This is a genomic window from Glutamicibacter soli, assembly GCF_003309065.1.
GTDB lineage: Bacteria > Actinomycetota > Actinomycetes > Actinomycetales > Micrococcaceae > Glutamicibacter > Glutamicibacter soli.
Genome location: NZ_POAF01000003.1, coordinates 183539 through 199882 on the forward strand (window position 1 = coordinate 183539; position 16344 = coordinate 199882).

19 protein-coding genes are annotated in these 16344 nt (G+C 64.5%); 10 read left to right on the forward strand and 9 right to left on the reverse strand.

Annotated features, from left to right (window positions below; translation table 11 throughout):
* Positions 1 to 91 precede the first annotated feature (91 nt).
* Both C1H84_RS07470 and C1H84_RS07475 read left to right on the forward strand, forming a co-directional pair.
* Positions 92 to 397 carry a hypothetical protein gene (locus tag C1H84_RS07470; protein ID WP_047120125.1) on the forward strand — a complete coding sequence of 102 codons (306 nt, stop codon included), beginning with the start codon at positions 92 to 94 and terminating at the stop codon, positions 395 to 397.
* Positions 351 to 821, forward strand: coding sequence for a hypothetical protein (locus tag C1H84_RS07475; protein ID WP_146955950.1), 471 nt, complete (start codon positions 351 to 353; stop codon positions 819 to 821). Before C1H84_RS07470 ends, C1H84_RS07475 begins: the two co-directional genes overlap by 47 nt.
* A gap of 88 nt (positions 822 to 909) precedes the next feature.
* Here the strand turns inward: C1H84_RS07475 and C1H84_RS07480 are convergent, their stop codons facing one another.
* Positions 910 to 2598: a long-chain-fatty-acid--CoA ligase gene (locus tag C1H84_RS07480; protein WP_113607003.1), complete on the reverse strand. Its 1689-nt coding sequence runs from the start codon at positions 2596 to 2598 to the stop codon at positions 910 to 912.
* Between the two features lie 153 nt (positions 2599 to 2751).
* Between C1H84_RS07480 and C1H84_RS07485 the strand changes: the two genes are divergently transcribed.
* A complete protein-coding gene (locus C1H84_RS07485) occupies positions 2752 to 3738 on the forward strand; it encodes a DNA topoisomerase IB (protein WP_181728070.1) in 987 nt (328 codons plus the stop codon).
* A 28-nt stretch (positions 3739 to 3766) separates the two neighbouring features.
* Here the strand turns inward: C1H84_RS07485 and C1H84_RS07490 are convergent, their stop codons facing one another.
* Positions 3767 to 4762 (reverse strand): Lrp/AsnC family transcriptional regulator, encoded by a 996-nt coding sequence (locus tag C1H84_RS07490; protein ID WP_113607005.1) that lies wholly within the window; start codon positions 4760 to 4762, stop codon positions 3767 to 3769.
* Positions 4763 to 4873: 111 nt separating this feature from the next.
* Between C1H84_RS07490 and C1H84_RS07495 the strand changes: the two genes are divergently transcribed.
* Together C1H84_RS07495 and C1H84_RS07500 are read left to right on the forward strand one after the other, a co-directional pair.
* A complete protein-coding gene (locus C1H84_RS07495; protein WP_113607006.1) occupies positions 4874 to 6343 on the forward strand; it encodes an MFS transporter in 1470 nt (489 codons plus the stop codon).
* Between the two features lie 3 nt (positions 6344 to 6346).
* The gene (locus C1H84_RS07500; RefSeq protein ID WP_113607007.1) at positions 6347 to 7549 is read left to right on the forward strand and encodes an amidohydrolase; all 1203 of its coding nucleotides are present in this window, start codon (positions 6347 to 6349) and stop codon (positions 7547 to 7549) included.
* 143 nt (positions 7550 to 7692) lie between these two features.
* Here C1H84_RS07500 and C1H84_RS07505 read toward each other — a convergent pair whose 3' ends face one another.
* From C1H84_RS07505 to C1H84_RS07520, 4 genes are all read right to left on the reverse strand, one after another.
* Positions 7693 to 7905 (reverse strand): hypothetical protein, encoded by a 213-nt coding sequence (locus tag C1H84_RS07505; protein WP_113607008.1) that lies wholly within the window; start codon positions 7903 to 7905, stop codon positions 7693 to 7695.
* 324 nt (positions 7906 to 8229) lie between these two features.
* Complete coding sequence (locus C1H84_RS07510; protein WP_113607009.1) at positions 8230 to 8535, reverse strand: nuclear transport factor 2 family protein; 306 nt, start codon at positions 8533 to 8535, stop codon at positions 8230 to 8232.
* 135 nt (positions 8536 to 8670) lie between these two features.
* Complete coding sequence (locus C1H84_RS07515) at positions 8671 to 9051, reverse strand: cupin domain-containing protein (RefSeq protein ID WP_047120132.1); 381 nt, start codon at positions 9049 to 9051, stop codon at positions 8671 to 8673.
* Entirely contained in the window at positions 9048 to 9320 is a 273-nt protein-coding gene (locus C1H84_RS07520; protein WP_053798819.1) for a hypothetical protein, read from the reverse strand. The genes C1H84_RS07515 and C1H84_RS07520 overlap by 4 nt, the downstream gene beginning before the upstream one ends.
* Before the next feature lie 73 nt (positions 9321 to 9393).
* Here C1H84_RS07520 and C1H84_RS07525 point away from each other — a divergent pair, with 73 nt between their 5' ends.
* Positions 9394 to 9687 (forward strand): hypothetical protein, encoded by a 294-nt coding sequence (locus C1H84_RS07525; protein WP_047120134.1) that lies wholly within the window; start codon positions 9394 to 9396, stop codon positions 9685 to 9687.
* A gap of 153 nt (positions 9688 to 9840) precedes the next feature.
* Here the strand turns inward: C1H84_RS07525 and C1H84_RS07530 are convergent, their stop codons facing one another.
* Positions 9841 to 10365, reverse strand: a complete 525-nt coding sequence (locus C1H84_RS07530) for a hypothetical protein (RefSeq protein WP_146955952.1) — start codon at positions 10363 to 10365, stop codon at positions 9841 to 9843.
* On the opposite strand from C1H84_RS07530, the gene C1H84_RS17960 reads away from it, so the two are divergent.
* Positions 10365 to 10673, forward strand: a complete 309-nt coding sequence (locus C1H84_RS17960) for a hypothetical protein (RefSeq protein ID WP_146955954.1) — start codon at positions 10365 to 10367, stop codon at positions 10671 to 10673. The genes C1H84_RS07530 and C1H84_RS17960 overlap by 1 nt on opposite strands.
* 76 nt (positions 10674 to 10749) lie before the next feature.
* A complete protein-coding gene (locus tag C1H84_RS07535) occupies positions 10750 to 12474 on the forward strand; it encodes a nuclease-related domain-containing DEAD/DEAH box helicase (RefSeq protein WP_113607011.1) in 1725 nt (574 codons plus the stop codon).
* Between the two features lie 32 nt (positions 12475 to 12506).
* Here the strand turns inward: C1H84_RS07535 and C1H84_RS07540 are convergent, their stop codons facing one another.
* Entirely contained in the window at positions 12507 to 13607 is a 1101-nt protein-coding gene (locus C1H84_RS07540; protein ID WP_047120138.1) for an alanine racemase, read from the reverse strand.
* Between the two features lie 363 nt (positions 13608 to 13970).
* Between C1H84_RS07540 and C1H84_RS07545 the strand changes: the two genes are divergently transcribed.
* Positions 13971 to 15095, forward strand: a complete 1125-nt coding sequence (locus tag C1H84_RS07545) for a YkvI family membrane protein (RefSeq protein WP_113607012.1) — start codon at positions 13971 to 13973, stop codon at positions 15093 to 15095.
* A gap of 74 nt (positions 15096 to 15169) precedes the next feature.
* Here the strand turns inward: C1H84_RS07545 and C1H84_RS07550 are convergent, their stop codons facing one another.
* Positions 15170 to 15958 carry an IclR family transcriptional regulator gene (locus C1H84_RS07550; protein ID WP_113607231.1) on the reverse strand — a complete coding sequence of 263 codons (789 nt, stop codon included), beginning with the start codon at positions 15956 to 15958 and terminating at the stop codon, positions 15170 to 15172.
* Positions 15959 to 16072: 114 nt separating this feature from the next.
* On the opposite strand from C1H84_RS07550, the gene C1H84_RS18390 reads away from it, so the two are divergent.
* Complete coding sequence (locus tag C1H84_RS18390; RefSeq protein ID WP_220124890.1) at positions 16073 to 16315, forward strand: VOC family protein; 243 nt, start codon at positions 16073 to 16075, stop codon at positions 16313 to 16315.
* Positions 16316 to 16344 lie beyond the last annotated feature (29 nt).

The following is a 16344-nucleotide window of genomic DNA, read 5'->3' on the forward strand; positions in this document are numbered from 1 at the left end:
CCCACTTGCGCGGCGGCATGTGGAGCTAGCCATAGGAGAGACATGAGTTCTAGCTGCTTGGCTTCGGCCAATCAGGAAAGGAGATCGAACGATGAACGATTCAATCGCAATCAAATTCTGCGTCACGGCCCTGCGCACAGATCAGGAACAGCTGGACGTCGCAAGACGCCTGATCGATTTGGTGCAGCGTTCCGACCTGGATGACCATGTGGGAGTCTGGATGCAGGGCACCGCGCCACAGCTTAGCGTGCATGCCCATTCCGAGCCCGGATACACCCCCGAAATCCACCGAGACTGGATTGACGACATCGAAGAACAGCTCAGCGAGCTGACAAGGAGCCATATTCCACATGCTGAATTCGTTGCGCACATTGCTCCGGAAAGCCTCATCTGCTGAATACCCTTCCCCCACAGCTCGGATCGAAACAACCATGCACACCTCCACCAGCGCTGATGGAACGACGATCTATCGAGGGTTGGACATCAGTTCTTCCTCGTACCGCTGGGACAGCATCACCGCCGAGCACTTGGGCTATTGGATCAATCGATTGCCCCACCTGCGAACCCCGTTCCTGACCATTGCCAAGCCCCGGCCGGGAGTGCAGCACCCGGAATTCGTGCAAACCTACTGGGAGTCCGGTCAGGAATTCACCTTCGAGTGGTGGAACTACTCCCGACCCGGCCTGCATCGCGTGTGCACCGTAATATCGGCACAACGGCTGGTCCAGCTGATCCACAGCTGGCTGGATGGCGATGACAGCCAGCTGGAGAGCGAGCAGTGGGCCGAAGAATACTTCAAGGTCAAGATCCGTAAGCGCTGAGCTGCCAAACCAGCCTGCGGCTGCTGGAGGGATAGCGCAGCAGGACCGCAGGGTTGCTGCTCTTGGCTATCCCCTCGATGGGCCTGCCTCAGATGGAATCGACCAGACCGTCCTTGACCTGCTTGCGCAGGATCTTGCCCAGCATCGAGCGTGGCATCTCGTCGATGGCGAGGATGCGCTTGGGAACCTTGTAGGCGGCCAGCAGCTCGCGGCAGTGCTCGCGCAGCGCGTCCTCGTCCAGGGCCGCGCCCTCTTCCAGCTGGACGGCGGCAACCACCATCTCGCCACCGCGGGCCAGCGGCTTTCCGAAGGCGGCGGCGTCGGCGACGTCCGCATGCTGGCGCAGCGCGATTTCAACCTCGGTCGGCGACACGTTGAAACCGCCGGTGATGATCAGTTCCTTGGCGCGGTCCACCATTGTGGCGAAGCCCGCCTCGTCCACCGCGACCACGTCGCCGGTGTGCAGCCAGCCGTCCGCCGTCAGGGTTTTCGCGGTTTCCTCCGGGTTGTTCCAGTAGCCCCGGAAGACCTGCGGCCCCTTGATCAGCAGCTCGCCAGGCTCGCCCTGCGCCACTTCGCGGCTCGGGTCGTCCACGTCGACAACCTTCATCAAGGTGGAAGGGAACGGCACCCCGATGGTGCCGGCATGGCGGCTTGGATGGAACGGGTTGCCCATGGCCACCGGCGAGGACTCGGTCATTCCGTAGCCCTCGACCAGCAGGCCCCCGGACATCGATTCCCACAGCTCCACCACGTGGTCCGGGAGGTTCATCGCGCCGGAAATGCAGTACTTGGCGCTGGCCAAGGACATGCCGCGCTCCTTGGCGGCCAGAGCGGTGCGCTCGTAGATCGGCGGCACCGCGCAGTACACGCTGGCCGGGGACTTCTTCCACGCGTCCAGGATCATGTCCGGGTCGAACTTCGGGAAGAGCACCAGCAGGCCCTGCTTCTTGATGCCGAAGGTCAGGTACAGGGTCATCCCGAAGGCATGGAACATCGGCAGGATCGCATAGAGGATTTCCTTGCGCTCCTGCGCCCCGTGCATCCAGGCTTCGCCCTGCAGGGCGTTAGAGTACAGGTTGAAGTGGGTGAGCATGGCGCCCTTGGGACGCCCGGTGGTGCCCGAGGTGTACTGGATGACCGCGAGGTCCTGGACCTTCGGGTACGGATGCGCCGAATCCAGCGGCGAGGCCTTGAGCAGCTCCTTGAAGGCGAGGGTGCCGCGGGTGCGGGTGGTCAGCGAGTTCCTGGTGTCGCGCAGCTTCTTCACCGGAAGGTGCAGCGCCAGGCGCTTGACGGCAGGGAAGGCCTCCAGCAGGTTCACCGCAACGATTGCGTCGATCTGGATGTCCTTCGGGAATTCCTGGACATGCTCGACCACCTTGTCCCAGGCGATGACCACGCGCGCCTGGTGGTCCTCGAACTGGTGGCGCAGTTCGCGGGAGGTGTACAGCGGGTTGTGTTCGACCACCACGGCTCCCAGGCGGAGCACCGCATAGAATGCGATGACGTGCTGCGGGCAGTTGGGCAGGATCAGCGCCACCCGGTCCCCGGCGCGCACGCCGAGATTCCGCAGCCCTTCGGCGGCCCGCTGGACCTGCTCTCCGAGTTCCTTGTAGCTCATCCGCCGGCCGAAGAACTCGGTGGCAGGGCTGGACCCGGCTTCGAGCACCGAGCGTTCGAACATGTGGCTCAGAGATTCGGTGGGCAGCTTGATTTCGGCGGGAACGCCGGGCTGGTAGTTGGCGGTCCAGGCAGGTGCGGATAAATTCTCCATGCTCCCATCATGCCTTGTCCCGCATCCGCCGGAAACTTCGGCAGCGGACGCAGTCCCCGTCCCGCCTTGGAATTCGCCGAGCCGCGTACCGCCGGCATTCGTGATTTTCCTAGGGTAGTGCCAAGTGCAGGAACAACATTGAGGACGGGGCGCATGACACGCAAGGATCGGCTCCCGATCATCCGCAAGGGTGCAGGCCGCGGCTTCTACTACGAGCTGGACTCGCAGAGGATTACGGACCAGCAGGAGCTGGACCGCATCAAGGGATTGGCCATTCCACCGGCGTGGAAGCAGGTGCGGATTGCACGCAGCACGCGGGCCAAGGTGCAGGCCGTCGGTGTGGATGCGGCAGGACGCACCCAGTCGATCTACAACCCGGTGTTCAGGGCTCGTCAAGACGAAGCGAAATTCGCCCGGATGCTGGAGTTCGGTACCGCCCTGCCGCAACTGCGCGCCCAAGTGCGCAAGGACCTCCGTCGGCGTTCGGCCAACGAGCAGAAGGTTGCGGCGGCGGTCATCGCGCTCATCGACGAGCATCTGCTGCGGGTCGGAACGCCGGCCCGCTCCGGTGCAGGCGTCTCCTTCGGAGCCACGACCCTGCGCCGCAAGCACGTCAAGCCGGCCCGCGCATCCTTGAAGCTGGAGTTCACCGGAAAATCGGGGCAGCCCCAGTCCATTCGCGTGAGCAATCCCAAGTTGATGCGCATCCTCGAGGAATTGAAGAACATGCCAGGCCACGAGCTCTTCCGATTTCTCGATGAGAACAACCATGCGCACCGCATGGATGCCGATCGGGTGAACAGCTACCTGCGCCAGGCCATGGACGGGCCTTTCACGGCCAAGGACTTCAGGACCTGGGGCGGCACGAGCTGCGCACTGCAGGCGCTGCTCGAGGTCCCGGGCGCCGATGCCCAGGCACCGGAGCAGCTGGCCAAGCACGCGGTGGAAACAGCGGCCGCGAAGCTCGGCAATACGCCGACGATCGCCCGGGAGTCCTATGTCGATCCAAGGGTCCTGCTGTTGTGCGAGGAACCCGAGCGGCTGGACCGGCTGCGCCGTTCGTACCGGCAGCTGAAGACCCGCCATCACCTGGATCCTGCCGAACGCTGCCTGCTGCGGGTGCTGCGCACGGAGCCCTGAGCGATCTGCAGCTGCCCGAGGTCCCGCGCTAAAGACGACTGCGCCCCATCGAGCGGCCCTGGTCATCGAGAATCTGGCCCATCTGCTTGACGGTGCGCAGCACCACCGACCGGTCGCTGATGGCCAAACCGGACAGGCGGATTTCCAGGGCCTGCTCCAGCCGCTGCACTTGGCCCAGGTCCTTGAGCCAGACGTCCATGATCACATCGTGCGGCCCCACGGTGTGGGACACCAGACGGACCTCAGGGAGGTTTTCCAGCCTGCCGGCGATTCCCTCCAGCTTGGTGGCCGGGACGCGCATGAAATGCCAGGCGCTGACCGGCCATCCCGAGCGTGACCTGGCCAAATCCGTGCGTTGGATAAGCGATCCGCTGCGTTGCATCAAGGCCAGCAGCTCACGGATATGCCGCGGGTTCTGGTCCAGTTCGGAGGCGATCCTGGTGGCGCTGGCTCGGCCGTCCCGATTCAGCAGGGCCAGCATTGCCCGTTCGAGCTCCGGGTTGCGGGTCGCGGAACGGCTGGTGGCAGGCAGCGGAAGGCCCGCAATGCGCGCGCTTTCGTGGGCGTCCAGTGCGCGCACCCGCCATGATCTTCCGTCGATGAGGGTGCGGGCGATGGGGTGGCTGCGCACCGAGGCCACGGAGGGTACCTTGGGCAGCTCGTCGAGCAGGTACTTTCCCAGCGCGTGCGAATCACGCGCCGCGACGGTTGCCACGATGTCGCGACCGCCGGCGGTCAGGTCGACCGCGATGGCTTCCGGGGATTCGGCCAGCGCGAGCGCGACCTGGGTGTTGGCTCCGGAGTGGCAGTTGATCTCCACCAGCGCCGCCGCTTCCCAGGCGTTCCAGTCGAAGGTGGTGATCCAGGCGAGGCCATGGTCGGCCAGCTGCTGCCAGCGCCGGTTCAGCGTCGCGGCATCCGCGCCGAGGATCGGGGCAAGCTGGGTCCACGGGGCTCGCGGGCGGATTTGCAGGGCGTTAATAATCCGCAGATCGAGGGCATCAACCGAATAATCCTGCAACATGACTCCTATATCGTCTACTTTCAAGCATAGTGCTTAGAAACTCGGCAGGTATTTATAGCTTTATCTCGGCTCGAACAACTCGCTGCCTTCATTGAAGTATCGGATCATCAGATGTCATCAACAACTCGCACCACCAGGAAGGTGGCCGGCGGAGCCGTCGGCTTCCTGATCGTCATGGAATTCGGTTCCGGCCTGCTGCAAGGCTGGTTCCCTCCCCTGCTCTCCCGTATCGGCTCGGATTTCGGTGTGGAAGCCGCGGCCCTGAACTGGGTCATGGTCATCTACTTGCTGATGACTGTTGCGTTCGTGCCCATCATCGGCAAGCTCGGGGACCTGTACGGGCACAAGAAGATGCTGCTGATCACGGTCTGCCTGGTCGCGGCCGGTTCGTTGCTGGTGGCTTTTGCTCCGAGCTTCACCTGGCTGCTGGTTGGCCGCGCGCTGCAGGCCCCGCTGGGCGCCTTCCTCCCGCTGGAATTCGCGATTGTGCGCAGCCGCGACGAGGGGTCGGCCGGGCGCAGCATCGGCAAGCTCGTGGGCGCTTTGACCCTGGGCGGCGCGCTGGGCGCCATGTTCTCCGGCGTACTGCTGTCCGCTTTTGACGACTTGACCCTGGTGCTGCTGGCGCCGGCGCTGTTCCTGGTGTTGTGCATCCCGGTGGTGGCCTGGCTGGTTCCCGAGTCCAGCACCCGCACGGCCGGAACGATCGACTGGGCCGGCGCCGTGCTGCTGACCGCGGGCCTGCTGTCCGCCCTGTTGGGCATTTCCAACGCCGCGACCTGGGGCTGGGATTCGGCCGCCACGTGGGGCACCATTATCGGCGGCCTGGTCTTGCTGGTGCTCTGGGTGCGCGTGGAAGGCCGCGTGGCCTACCCGCTGATCGACCTGAAGGTGCTCACCGGCACCGGCATCGGCCTGCCGATTGTCGCCGCGGCGTTCTTCGGCGCCCAGATGTTCGGTTCGCAGACCGCCGGGTCGCTGTTCATCATGACCGACCCGAACACCTACGGTTTCGGCCTGGGGCTGGGCAGCTCGGCCATCGGCCTGCTGTTCCTGGTGCTGGCGCTGATGACGTTCATCGGCACCACCCAAGCCGACCGCATCGGCTCGAAGATCGGTGCGCGTGCCGCGATCATCGCCGGCTCGGTGCTTTCCGCATTGTCCTTCGGCGGCATGATCCTGATGGCGGACAACGCCACGGCCTTCATGGTGTCCATGGCCATCGGCGCCTTCGGCAACGGCCTGATCCTCGGCCTGCTGCCGGCCATCGTGGTGCGCAAGTCCCCGGCTGATTCGGTGGCTATCGCCTCCGCGCTGTACAACACCACCCGCACCGCCTCCGGCTCGGTCTCCGGCGCCGTGTTCGCCCTGGTGATGTCCTCGGCACTGGTGACCGTCACGGTGGACGGCACCTCGAGCACGGTGTCGGCCGACAGCACCTACGTGGCCGTCTGGATCATCTGCGCCGTGCTGTCCCTGGGAGTGGCCCTGCTGGCCCTGCGCTTCCGCGACACCCCCACGCCCGCTGGCGCCCCGGCGGAGTCGACCCCCGTAGCGGCCGCAGCGGCCGAAGGAGAATAACCCATGGAACTGGCCCCCGCTTCATCCACCGCACAGCGCCTGCAGCAGGCCGTGGCAACACACAGCCAAACCCTGCTGGGCCTGTCCGCGGCCCTGCATGCCGACCCGGAAATCGCGTTCAACGAACACCGCTCCGTGGCCCGCGTCGCTGCCCCGCTGGAACAGGCTGGCTTCAATGTGCAGCTCGGCGGCTTCGATCTGGAGACCAGCCTGCGTGCTGAATTCGGCAGCGGTTCGCTGACGGTGGGCATCTGCGCGGAATACGATGCGCTGCCTGGCATCGGGCACGCCTGCGGGCACAACATCATCGCCTCCGGCGCCGTCGGAGCCGCGCTGGCGCTGGCGCAGGTGGCCGAGGAGCTGGACCTGCGTGTGGTGCTGCTGGGCACCCCGGCCGAGGAAGACGGCGGCGGCAAGGAACTGATGCTGCGCGCCGGGGCCTTCGACGACGTGGACTTCGCCATCATGGTGCACCCGACCCCGGGCATGGACATCGACTGCACCGGCACCTCCTCGCAGGGCTGCGACCGCTTCAAGGTCCACTTCACCGGCACCGCCTCCCATGCAGCGGCCGCACCCTCGCACGGGGTTAACGCCTCCAATGCCGCGACCATCGCCCAGGTGGCCATCGGCCTGCTGCGCCAGCAGCTGCCCGACGGCATCCGCATCAACGCAGTGGTACTACCCACCAAGGCCGTGACCAACGTGATCCAGGCGCAGGCCAGCCTGGAGATCGAGGTCCGCGCCCACGACGCCGCGCTGCAGCAGGAGGTCAAGGACAAGGTGCTGCGCGCCTGCCACGGCGCGGCGCTGGCCAGCGGCTGCGAGATGGACTGGGAGCAGTCCTGCCCCGCCTACCTTCCGGTGCTGCAGGACGAGCGCATCCTTTCCCGCTGGAACAACTCCCTTCGTGCCACCGGCAGGAACCTGCTGCAGCTTCCGGCAGGCAGCACCGGCGGAGGCTCCACCGACATGGGCAACGTGTCCCAGTACCTGCCGGCGATCCACCCGGTGATTGCCGTGCTGGACGCGGTCGGCATGCCGCACACCGCCGCGTTCGCCGCGGAGACCTGCTCGGCCGGCGCCGACCAGGCGGTGCTTGACGCCGCGGTGGCGCTGGCCGGCACGGCAGCGGACGTCGCTGCCGATACCGAGCTGCGCCAGGCGCTGCTCCAGGAACGTCGGGAGCGCAAGCCCCGCGCCTGATCTTCCCCGCATGTGCCCCACCATCGTAGACCCCCAACTGCCGTGGTGGGGCACTTTTTGGTCGCCCCACCCTCGGCATGTTTCAGCAACAACTCAACAGGATTGACAATATCGCTGTCCTGGAAGTCGATGGGAGCCTAGCCTCAGGCAGAAAGGACTTGATTCTCCGCTTTTCCCCGCGAATTCGACTGCACCATCTGACCGCAGCCATGGCCGCCGAGCCCTTCCGCATCAAGGAACTGTCTCCTGTTGAACTGCTGGATGCCGTGGTGCAGCGCACCGTCGAGGTCGAGCCGACCATCAATCTGGGCGGATACCCGTGCGGCGGCAAACGCCCTGCGCAATTCCGGTGTCATGCCCGAAGAAGTGTCCACCGGCGTGCAGATCGGGGGACGCACCTAGAATAAGTCATGGTCTTCGCCCTGGGCTTCGCACTGGAAGCCGAGCTTGATTTGTGGACCCAGCCTTCATGGTGGCCGCAGGTGGTGGCGGCTAACGCCTAGAGCACCTCATGAGTCTGACCGGGCTGTTGTCTCCTCCGACGGCCCGGGCATCTCATTGTCCGCAGTAGTCCGCAGCGAATGAAGTGCGCGTCCTACTCCTGCACAGCATTTCAAGAGCCATTTGTAGTCGTTCTCCTCAAGGTTGATCACGAACGCACGGCGCTCGCAGATCAGCCCCTAGCGCATGACGAAGACCTCTCCCATGGTCATGCGCAACTGCTCTCCATTGGCTCGGTGGGTTTCACCGTGGATCTCCGCCATGACTGTGTCGTCCTCCTCGGCCATGCGCACGATGCGCAGCAGCGGATATCCGGTGAAGTCCTCGTTCTCTATGGCGGCATCATCGGCTTGTTTGCCGGTGAGGCGGAAATGCCCGAAGACGGTCCAGACGATGTCCTCGGTCAGACAGGCCAGGATCTGGGTATGGTCGTTCTTGTTGAATCCGTCGATGTATTTTTGGACCGTTTCCTTGTTCACTGACATTTTCCCGCTCCTCAACGCCGGCAGGGATTTCAGGCTAGATCCGTCGGCCGCGTTTGGGAATGCCGAAAAAGCAGCAGGCGGTGAAATGAACAAAATTTTTGTTCATTTCACCGCCTGCTGCGGGTCTGCCGGAGGTTACTTCGCCAGGTACATCTTGCGCAGCGGTGCCTCAAGCACCCAGGTGGTGTTCATGCCCTCGCGCAGGTGGCAGATGCTGCCCGGAACCAGGTTCACGGTCTGCTCCTCGAAGCCATTGACCGGATGGATCGTGACGCTCGCGGTGCCCGACAGCACAATGAACAATTCCTCGGCCTCGACATCGCTCATCGTGCCGGCGCTCATCTCCCACAGGCCGAACTCGGCGCCGAAGATCTCGCCCAGCGATTCGGCGGCGGTGGTCGGGTCCCCGGCCAGCGACTGCTCCGCAGGCACCGGCTCGTGGGCCAGTTCAACGGACAGTGCGTCGACGCTGCGGGTGTTCGCCCCGATCTCGAAGACGGTGGTGTTTTCGCTCATGAATCAAATCCCATTCCAATAGCATCCATGGTTCGCAGGAGCAGTCCCCGCTTGCCTTCGCGGCGATCAGCGCGCGCCATGGCCGAAGTCATCATCTTAACCCCTAGCCAAGCCGCCGGTTCCGGAGGGAACGGCAGCGGCTTCTTCTTGGCCATTTCCAGGACGGTCAACTCGGGCAGCTTGTGCAGCATATCCCAGCCGATGGCCTCGCGCTGCTTTTCGGTCAGGGCGTGGCCGGCGCAAGGGTGATCCTCGAGAGCGCCAAGCATCTTGCCTCAGCATCCCCCTGACCGGGAGCATTCTGTCACTCCTAGTCACGGTCGGCCAGCGTAGGCTTTGGAGATGAGTAACCAAATACCCTGCGAGGACCAAAGGCTCCTCCGGATCTTTTGCGATTACGGTGCCGAATGGCCGCTGTGGGAATGCGGCATGCAGGTCCCGGAGGACTACGGCCTGTCCGACACCCTCTGCGCCCGGCTTTCGCAGTGGAATACCCAATTCCAGGAGCACATGCATTGGGATCACGGCTGGCGCATGGGATTCGACGTTCGGCGGTGGACACAGACCGGCCATCGACTGGCCAAAGACGTTCAACGCGAAGTCGGGCCCTCTATCATCGTCCGCTACTGGCAGTGACCCGCAATCCGACTCGCATTGAAGGTAGCAGCCTGCCGGATTCGTGCGGATCCGGAGGCTGTTGCTAATCCATTTCCTATCGGTGCCCGATGCTGCTTGGCGACGACTACCACGGCAGCCAGGGAATGTGCGCGTAGGTGGTTTTCTGCGCTTCTACTGCCCTAATGAAACGCTCCAAGAATCCATCGCGCCCAGCGGCTTGTTGACGATGCCATCTAATTCAGGGACCGACCGGTTGCCGTAGTTCGAGAGGTTATCGGTGCGCAGGATCGAGAACGTCCCCATCGGGTTCCCACTCGACACGTACCAGCTGGTGTAGAACAGATTGCTTCCCTTGCGGGCACCCGGGTCGGAGATCAGCGCGGGTAAGGCGCCCCGGGGGTGGCGGTGTTGGTCTTGGTCTTCAGCCCAATCTATTCGGCCGCCGCTGCAGGTGCCTGAGATCACCGCGAATTCGTTTCCCATCGGCCCGGTGGTGACGGCGATTTCCTCGCGCTTCATGCTCTGCTCTTCGATAAGTTTGGTCATCGCTTCCAAGGCGTACGGGTAGGCCGGCAGGTTCGCGGAGGCGGCTTTGCAGGTGGTCTCGCCGTCCGGCCCCACGCCGACTCGATGGTGAATGAATCGTTTGGCTTGCCATAGCCCGGACAGCCGCAAGCACCACACCGTCGCGATCAATGGCCATCAGCAGCGCCTTCTCCGAGGAATGCAGCCCATCGATTGCGTTGGCCGGAACCACCCAACCGTCATCGACCTCGCCTAGCTTCATAGCGTTGCTGCGGGCCACGGGGACGGGCATGGCGGCCGCTGTGGTCGCAGGCTGGGGCAAGCCGGTCGCGGCGTTCCTGATCATCATCCTCTTCGTCACCGGCGCGCCGATCCTGGCGGTGCTTATCGGGGTCGGGATCGGCTGGGTGGCCATCACGCTGCTGCCGCTGCCGGAACCCGAAGCGGACCCGGAGCCCGCCGCGGCGACATCTGAATGACAAATCTCCACTGATCTGCCTAAACTTCCCGTAGGACGGCCGTCTTCGCGCCGTAGAACATCACACGGGGGAATCAATGGCACGGTGTTATCCGCAGGATCCGGAGTTCACGGACAAGGGCGGAGCGGAGAAGGCGGTGTTCGAGGCGCTGCGCGACGCGCTGCCCGAGGATGCCCTGCTCTTCCACTCGGTGCAGCTGCGCGATGGCAGCGCCGAGCACGAGATCGACCTGCTGGTGCTCTGGCCCGAGGTGGGCATCGCCGCCATCGAGGTCAAGGGCGGCCTGGTCTCCAGCTCGGAGGGCTGCTGGTACCAGTCGGATGCCAAGGGAAAACACCGGCTCAAGCAGAGCCCCATGGCGCAGGTGCAAAGCTCCGCCCACGCCTTGAAGGAGGTGCTCTACCCGCTGATGGGCACCCGCGTCACCAGCCGCATGGCGCACATCGTAGTCCTGCCCTACACCCCGTGGCCTGCTGACTACACCTCGGTGGGATTCCCCCGCGAGCTGATCATCGACCGCGGCCAGATGCCGCAGATCGCCCAGCACGTGCGCAGCGCCATCGAGAACCAGGGCGGAGGCCTGGCCGGGCTGACCCTGGACTTCGCCGAACGCATGGTCAAGCACCTGACCTCCTCCACCGGCCCGCTGGGCGGGGACCAGGCCGAAGTCGACTACGCCCAGGCGCTGGGCAACGAGCAGGTCCAGGAGACCCTGACCGCCCGCCAACAGATCCTGCTCTCGGCCACCCGCTCGCTGCCGCGGGTGCGCTTCATCGGCGGCGCCGGCAGCGGCAAGACCTGGATGGCCCTGGCCAAGGCGCGCGAGCTGTCCAAGCAGGGGCTGCGGGTTGGCCTGTTCTGCTACAACAAGGGCTTGGGCCACTACCTGAAATCCGAGGTCGGCACTTGGCGGCAGAACAAACCGGTGCACACCGGCGAATTCCACGAATACGCGCGCAGCCTGGGGGTGCCCGACGGCAGCGGACAGGAATACTTCGACGTGGCCATGCCCGCGATGCTGCGCGAGATCGGCCCGGGGCTGGACGCCGGGCTGAAGCTGGATGCGGTGATCGTGGACGAAGCCCAGGACTTCGCCCCGGACTGGTGGGAGGCGTTGCTTTCCTGCACTGTGGATCCCACCGGCGGCCGGGTCTACGCCTTCATGGACAGCCGGCAGGATGTCTACCGCCGCTGGGACGGCGAGGCAGTGGGCGAAAGCTTCGGCCCGGCCGCCGCGCTGGTTCCCATCCATGTCGACGACAACCTGCGCAACACGCGCAGCATCGCGCAGACCTTCAAGGGATTCATCGACCAGGCCAGCAAGCTGCGCGGCGGCGACGGGATCCCGGTGCGCTTCGTGGCTAGCAGCACCGAGGACAGCATCGACACCGCCTCGGACTGCGTGGACGCGCTGCTTGACGAGGGCTGGGCGAACAACCAGATCGCGCTGCTGACCACGAACAAACGCCACCCCGTCCACCAGGGGCATTTCGAGGACGGCACCGTGGACAGCGAGTACTGGCCCGAGTTCCACCGCCGCGAAGGCGAGTTCTACGGGCACGTGCTCGGCTTCAAGGGCCTGGAGCGCAGCGTGGTGATCCTGTGCGTGAACGGCTTCAAGGACATGGGCCGCGCCGCGGAGATGCTCTACGTCGGCTTCTCCCGCGCCCGCAGCCTGCTGGTGGTGGTCGGCGACCCCGACCTGCTCGACGAGGCCTGCGGCCACGAGCTCCCGCAGGCGCTGTCCAAGGCGCAGCTATGGGACCCGCACGCCACCCAGCAGCTGGAGCCGGCGCCCTGAGCCGCTGGCCATAAGCCGTCAGCCTTGGGCCCTTAGTAGTTCAGCCCGCGGGCGTTGACGTCCCAGCGCTCGACGGCGCCATCCGGGTGGATCGCCAGCACGGAGTCCACCAGGTTCACCGCCACGCAGACGTGGTTCGGGATAATGCGCAGCTGCTCGCCGTAGCCGGGCAGTTCCCGTTCCTCGGGCCAGTCGATGGTTGCATGGTGTTCGGACAGCGCGGTGATCGAGGCTTCGGGGCATTCCATGACCCGGCCGTAGCCGCTGGCCCAGGCCGGGCGGTCCGAGCCGAGAACCTTGCTGCCGGCGTCCACCACGATGCGCCGCGGGATGTCCGCGGAGCCCTCGTGGCGGCTGATGACGGTGGAGGCCACGCTCAGCGCGATGTCGTTCCATCCGGTGCGCCCCAGCTCGAACTGCTGGGCGTCGCCGAAGACGTAGACCCCGGGGCGGACCTCGGTCAGCACCGAGTTGTCGCTCAGTTCTGCGGTGGGAGTGGAGCCTCCGCTGATCCGCTTGACCTGGTGCCCGGCCTTGCGCAGCAGGCAGGCTGCCTCGGCGAGCGCCTTGTGCTCCTGGTTGACTGCCTCGTCGATGGCGTTCGGGGCGTAGCTGTGGCCGGGGAAGGTGAACACGCCATGCACGCGCAGTCCGGCGTCGCGGGCGGCGTCGGCGATCTCCACGGCCTGAGCCGGGGCGACGCCGCTGCGGTGGTGGCCGCTGTCGATCTCGATCATGAGCTTGACCTTGGGCGCCTTCTCCCCCAGCATTTTCGCCATCTGCTGCACGGCGGCGACCGAGTCGGTGCCGATGCTCAGCTTGGCCCGCTTCATCAGTTCAAGGATGCGCTCGGCCTGGGATTCGTTGATCCACAGGGGGTAAGCGATGAACAGCTTCGGCACCCCGTGCAAGGCGAAGTTCAGCGCCTCGCCGACGGTGGCGACGGTCAGGCCCGCGGCCCCCGCGGTGAGCTGGCGGTCGGCGACCTCCAGCATCTTGTGGGTCTTGGCGTGGGGGCGCAGCTTCAGCCCCTGGCTGGATACCCGCTGGGCCACCCGGGCGATATTCCGCTCCAGTTTTTCCACGTCCACCAAGATCTCAGGCGTGTTGATGCCTGACGGAATATTGCCCACAAATACCTTCCAGAGCTCGAGCCGACGTCTTCGCCGCGAACACGTCCGGAGCACAGACTACCGCAGGAAGTCACAAGTCTGTTCCACAAATGCAGCCGGAAGATCACACAGGCAGCCAGACAGTCCAGTGTTCCACCTACGCGGGGCATGAAGCTCACTCTCCCGCGCTAATATTCAGCCCGTCAGATCCCGTCCGGCAACTCATGACTGCGATCAGTACGCCTATGCGGCCAGAAATGTACCGTCAACTTGTTGACTAGATCACATCGATGAGCCTAACGTGATTTGCATTACTGATATATCAATAGTGCATTAACTATCAATCAGTCCTAGAAAACTGATATGCAAGGGAGTCGCGGCAAGATGACAGACAAAACTGCCACTAGGGCACACTTGGCCACCGGCGAGAAAACCAGTGTCCTACGGGTACTGACCTACGCGGGAGCCATCCTCGCATTTTTGATCGGATCGGGCTTCGCGACGGGTCAAGAAATCATCCAATATTTCAGTTCCTACGGCTTCTGGGGCGTCTTCGGCACCGGCGCGCTGGTGCTGGTGCTGATGACATACGTTGCAGTTGAGTTCTTTGTCGTGGGCAACGCGAAGAAATTCGACAAACCATCACACATCTTCCACTACTACTGCGGGCGCTACCTCGGTACTTTCTTCGACTTCTTCTCCATCCTCTTCGTTTTCCTCAGCTTTACCGTCATGGTGGCTGGAGCCGGCGCAGTGTTCGAGGAACATTTCGGGATCTCCAAGTACATCGGCGGACTCGCTCTGGCACTGGCAGTAGGAATCAGCGTCTGGTTCGGGCTCAAGAGCTTGGTCGACGTCATTGGCAAGATCGGTCCGCTGATCGTGGTCATCGCCATCACCCTGGGCATCGTCGGAATCGTCAACAATCCCGGCGGCATCGCTTCCGGCAACGCCATTGCCGATTCCCTTGACCTGACCCGAGCGTCAAGCAACTGGTTTATGGCCGGACTGTCCTATGTCGGATTCTGCATGCTCTGGCTCGCAGCCTTCCTCACCGCGCTGGGCAAGACCGCGCGCAGCAAGAAGGAGGCAGCTTCCGGCGGAGCACTGGGTGCTGCCGCATTCTCCATTGCGTGCGTCATCATTGCGCTGGGTCTGCTGGCCAACATCGAACGCTTGACGGGAGCCGAAATTCCCATGCTGGTTTTGGCCAATGACATCGCCCCGTGGGTTGCCTCCGGCATTTCGGTAATCATCCTTGCCGGCATCTACACCACAGCGGTACCGCTGCTGTGGACGGTATCTTCGCGCTTTTTCCCCGATAAGACCCCAGGCTTCAAGTACCTGACCATCGGCCTGGCCGCACTGGGCACTTTCATTGGCCTGCTGATTCCGTTCTCCCAGATGGTCAACGTGGTCTATGTGATCAACGGGTATGTGGGTGTGATCCTGCTGGTCCTGATGCTGGTGAAAACGGTCACCCGCATCGCACGCCGCGAAGTGCTCTAACCAGTTATCACAGCCAAGAAGCATCGCCGGGGTCAGCTGGCTTCCAACCGGCCCCGGCGATGCCGCCTGTCCGGCTACCGGGTGATCGCTCCGGGGCTGCGGCGCAACTGCGTCGACAGTTCATGCGCGTGGTGCAGCAGCAGCTGCCCCAGCTCCTTGCGGCGGGCCTCCTCGAATCGGCTCTGGATGCCGGTCAGGCTCAGCGCCCAGGCTGGCTGGCCCGTGGCGTCGAAGACCGCCGCTCCCATGCCCCAGCTGCCCTCGACGATCAGCCCCGGGTTCACCGAATATCCCAGCGTCCTGGTTTCGGCGACCTTGGCTCGCAGCGCCTCGGCCGAATGGGCCTGCCCGTATTCGGGCACCAGGTCGTGGGACTGCAGGTAGTTCTCCACCGTGGATTCGGCCAGGAACGCGAGGATCGCGATCCCCGCCGAGGCAACACCCAGCGGGAAGCGCCGCCCCTCGTAGAGGACGAAGGAGCGGATGGGAAAAGCTCCGTCCTGGCGCAGCAGGCAGACCGTCTCATCCCCGCGCCGGGCGGAGAGGAACGCGCTCTCGCCGGTCGCTTCCGCGAGCGCCGCGACATGCACCCGGGCCAGTTCGCTGATGTCGTAGCGTTCGGCGGCCACCTCACCCATCAGATAGAGCTCCGGGCCCAGCAGCCAATGTCCGGTGGCGTTGTCGTGGTCGCAGAAGCCTTCGGCCACCAATGCGGTCAGCAGCCGGTGCACGGTGGGTCTCGGCAGCCCCGCCTGCCGCGCGGCCTCCGTGGTCGTGATGCCCTGGGGCATGGAGGTGCTCACGGTGCGCAATACGGCTGCCAGGCGTCCGACAACCTGCGCCCCGGAAGGTGTTGTACTCATGCCCACATTATGGACGATTGGCGTCCACGGCCGGAACTTGTGACGGTGCACCAGCATCTGGATGGCAGCCGCCAGTCCGGCGTCCTCGCAGCGCGTCTCTGCCATACTGCTGGCATGGATTCGACACCGGAGATGACCATGCAGCTAACCATCGACTGCGCGCACCCGCAGCTCATGGTGGAGTTCTGGGCCGAGGCGCTGGGCTACGTGCAAGAACCTCCGCCGGCCGGCCACGCCAGCTGGCGCGCCTACTGGCAGGACCTGGGAGTGGCGGACGAGGAACTGCCGCCCGGCTCTGGCGACCTCCCCGAATCCATCATCGATCCCACCGGCCGAGGGCCTCGCATCTGGTTGTAGCAGGTTCCCGAGTCGAAAACCATGTAGAA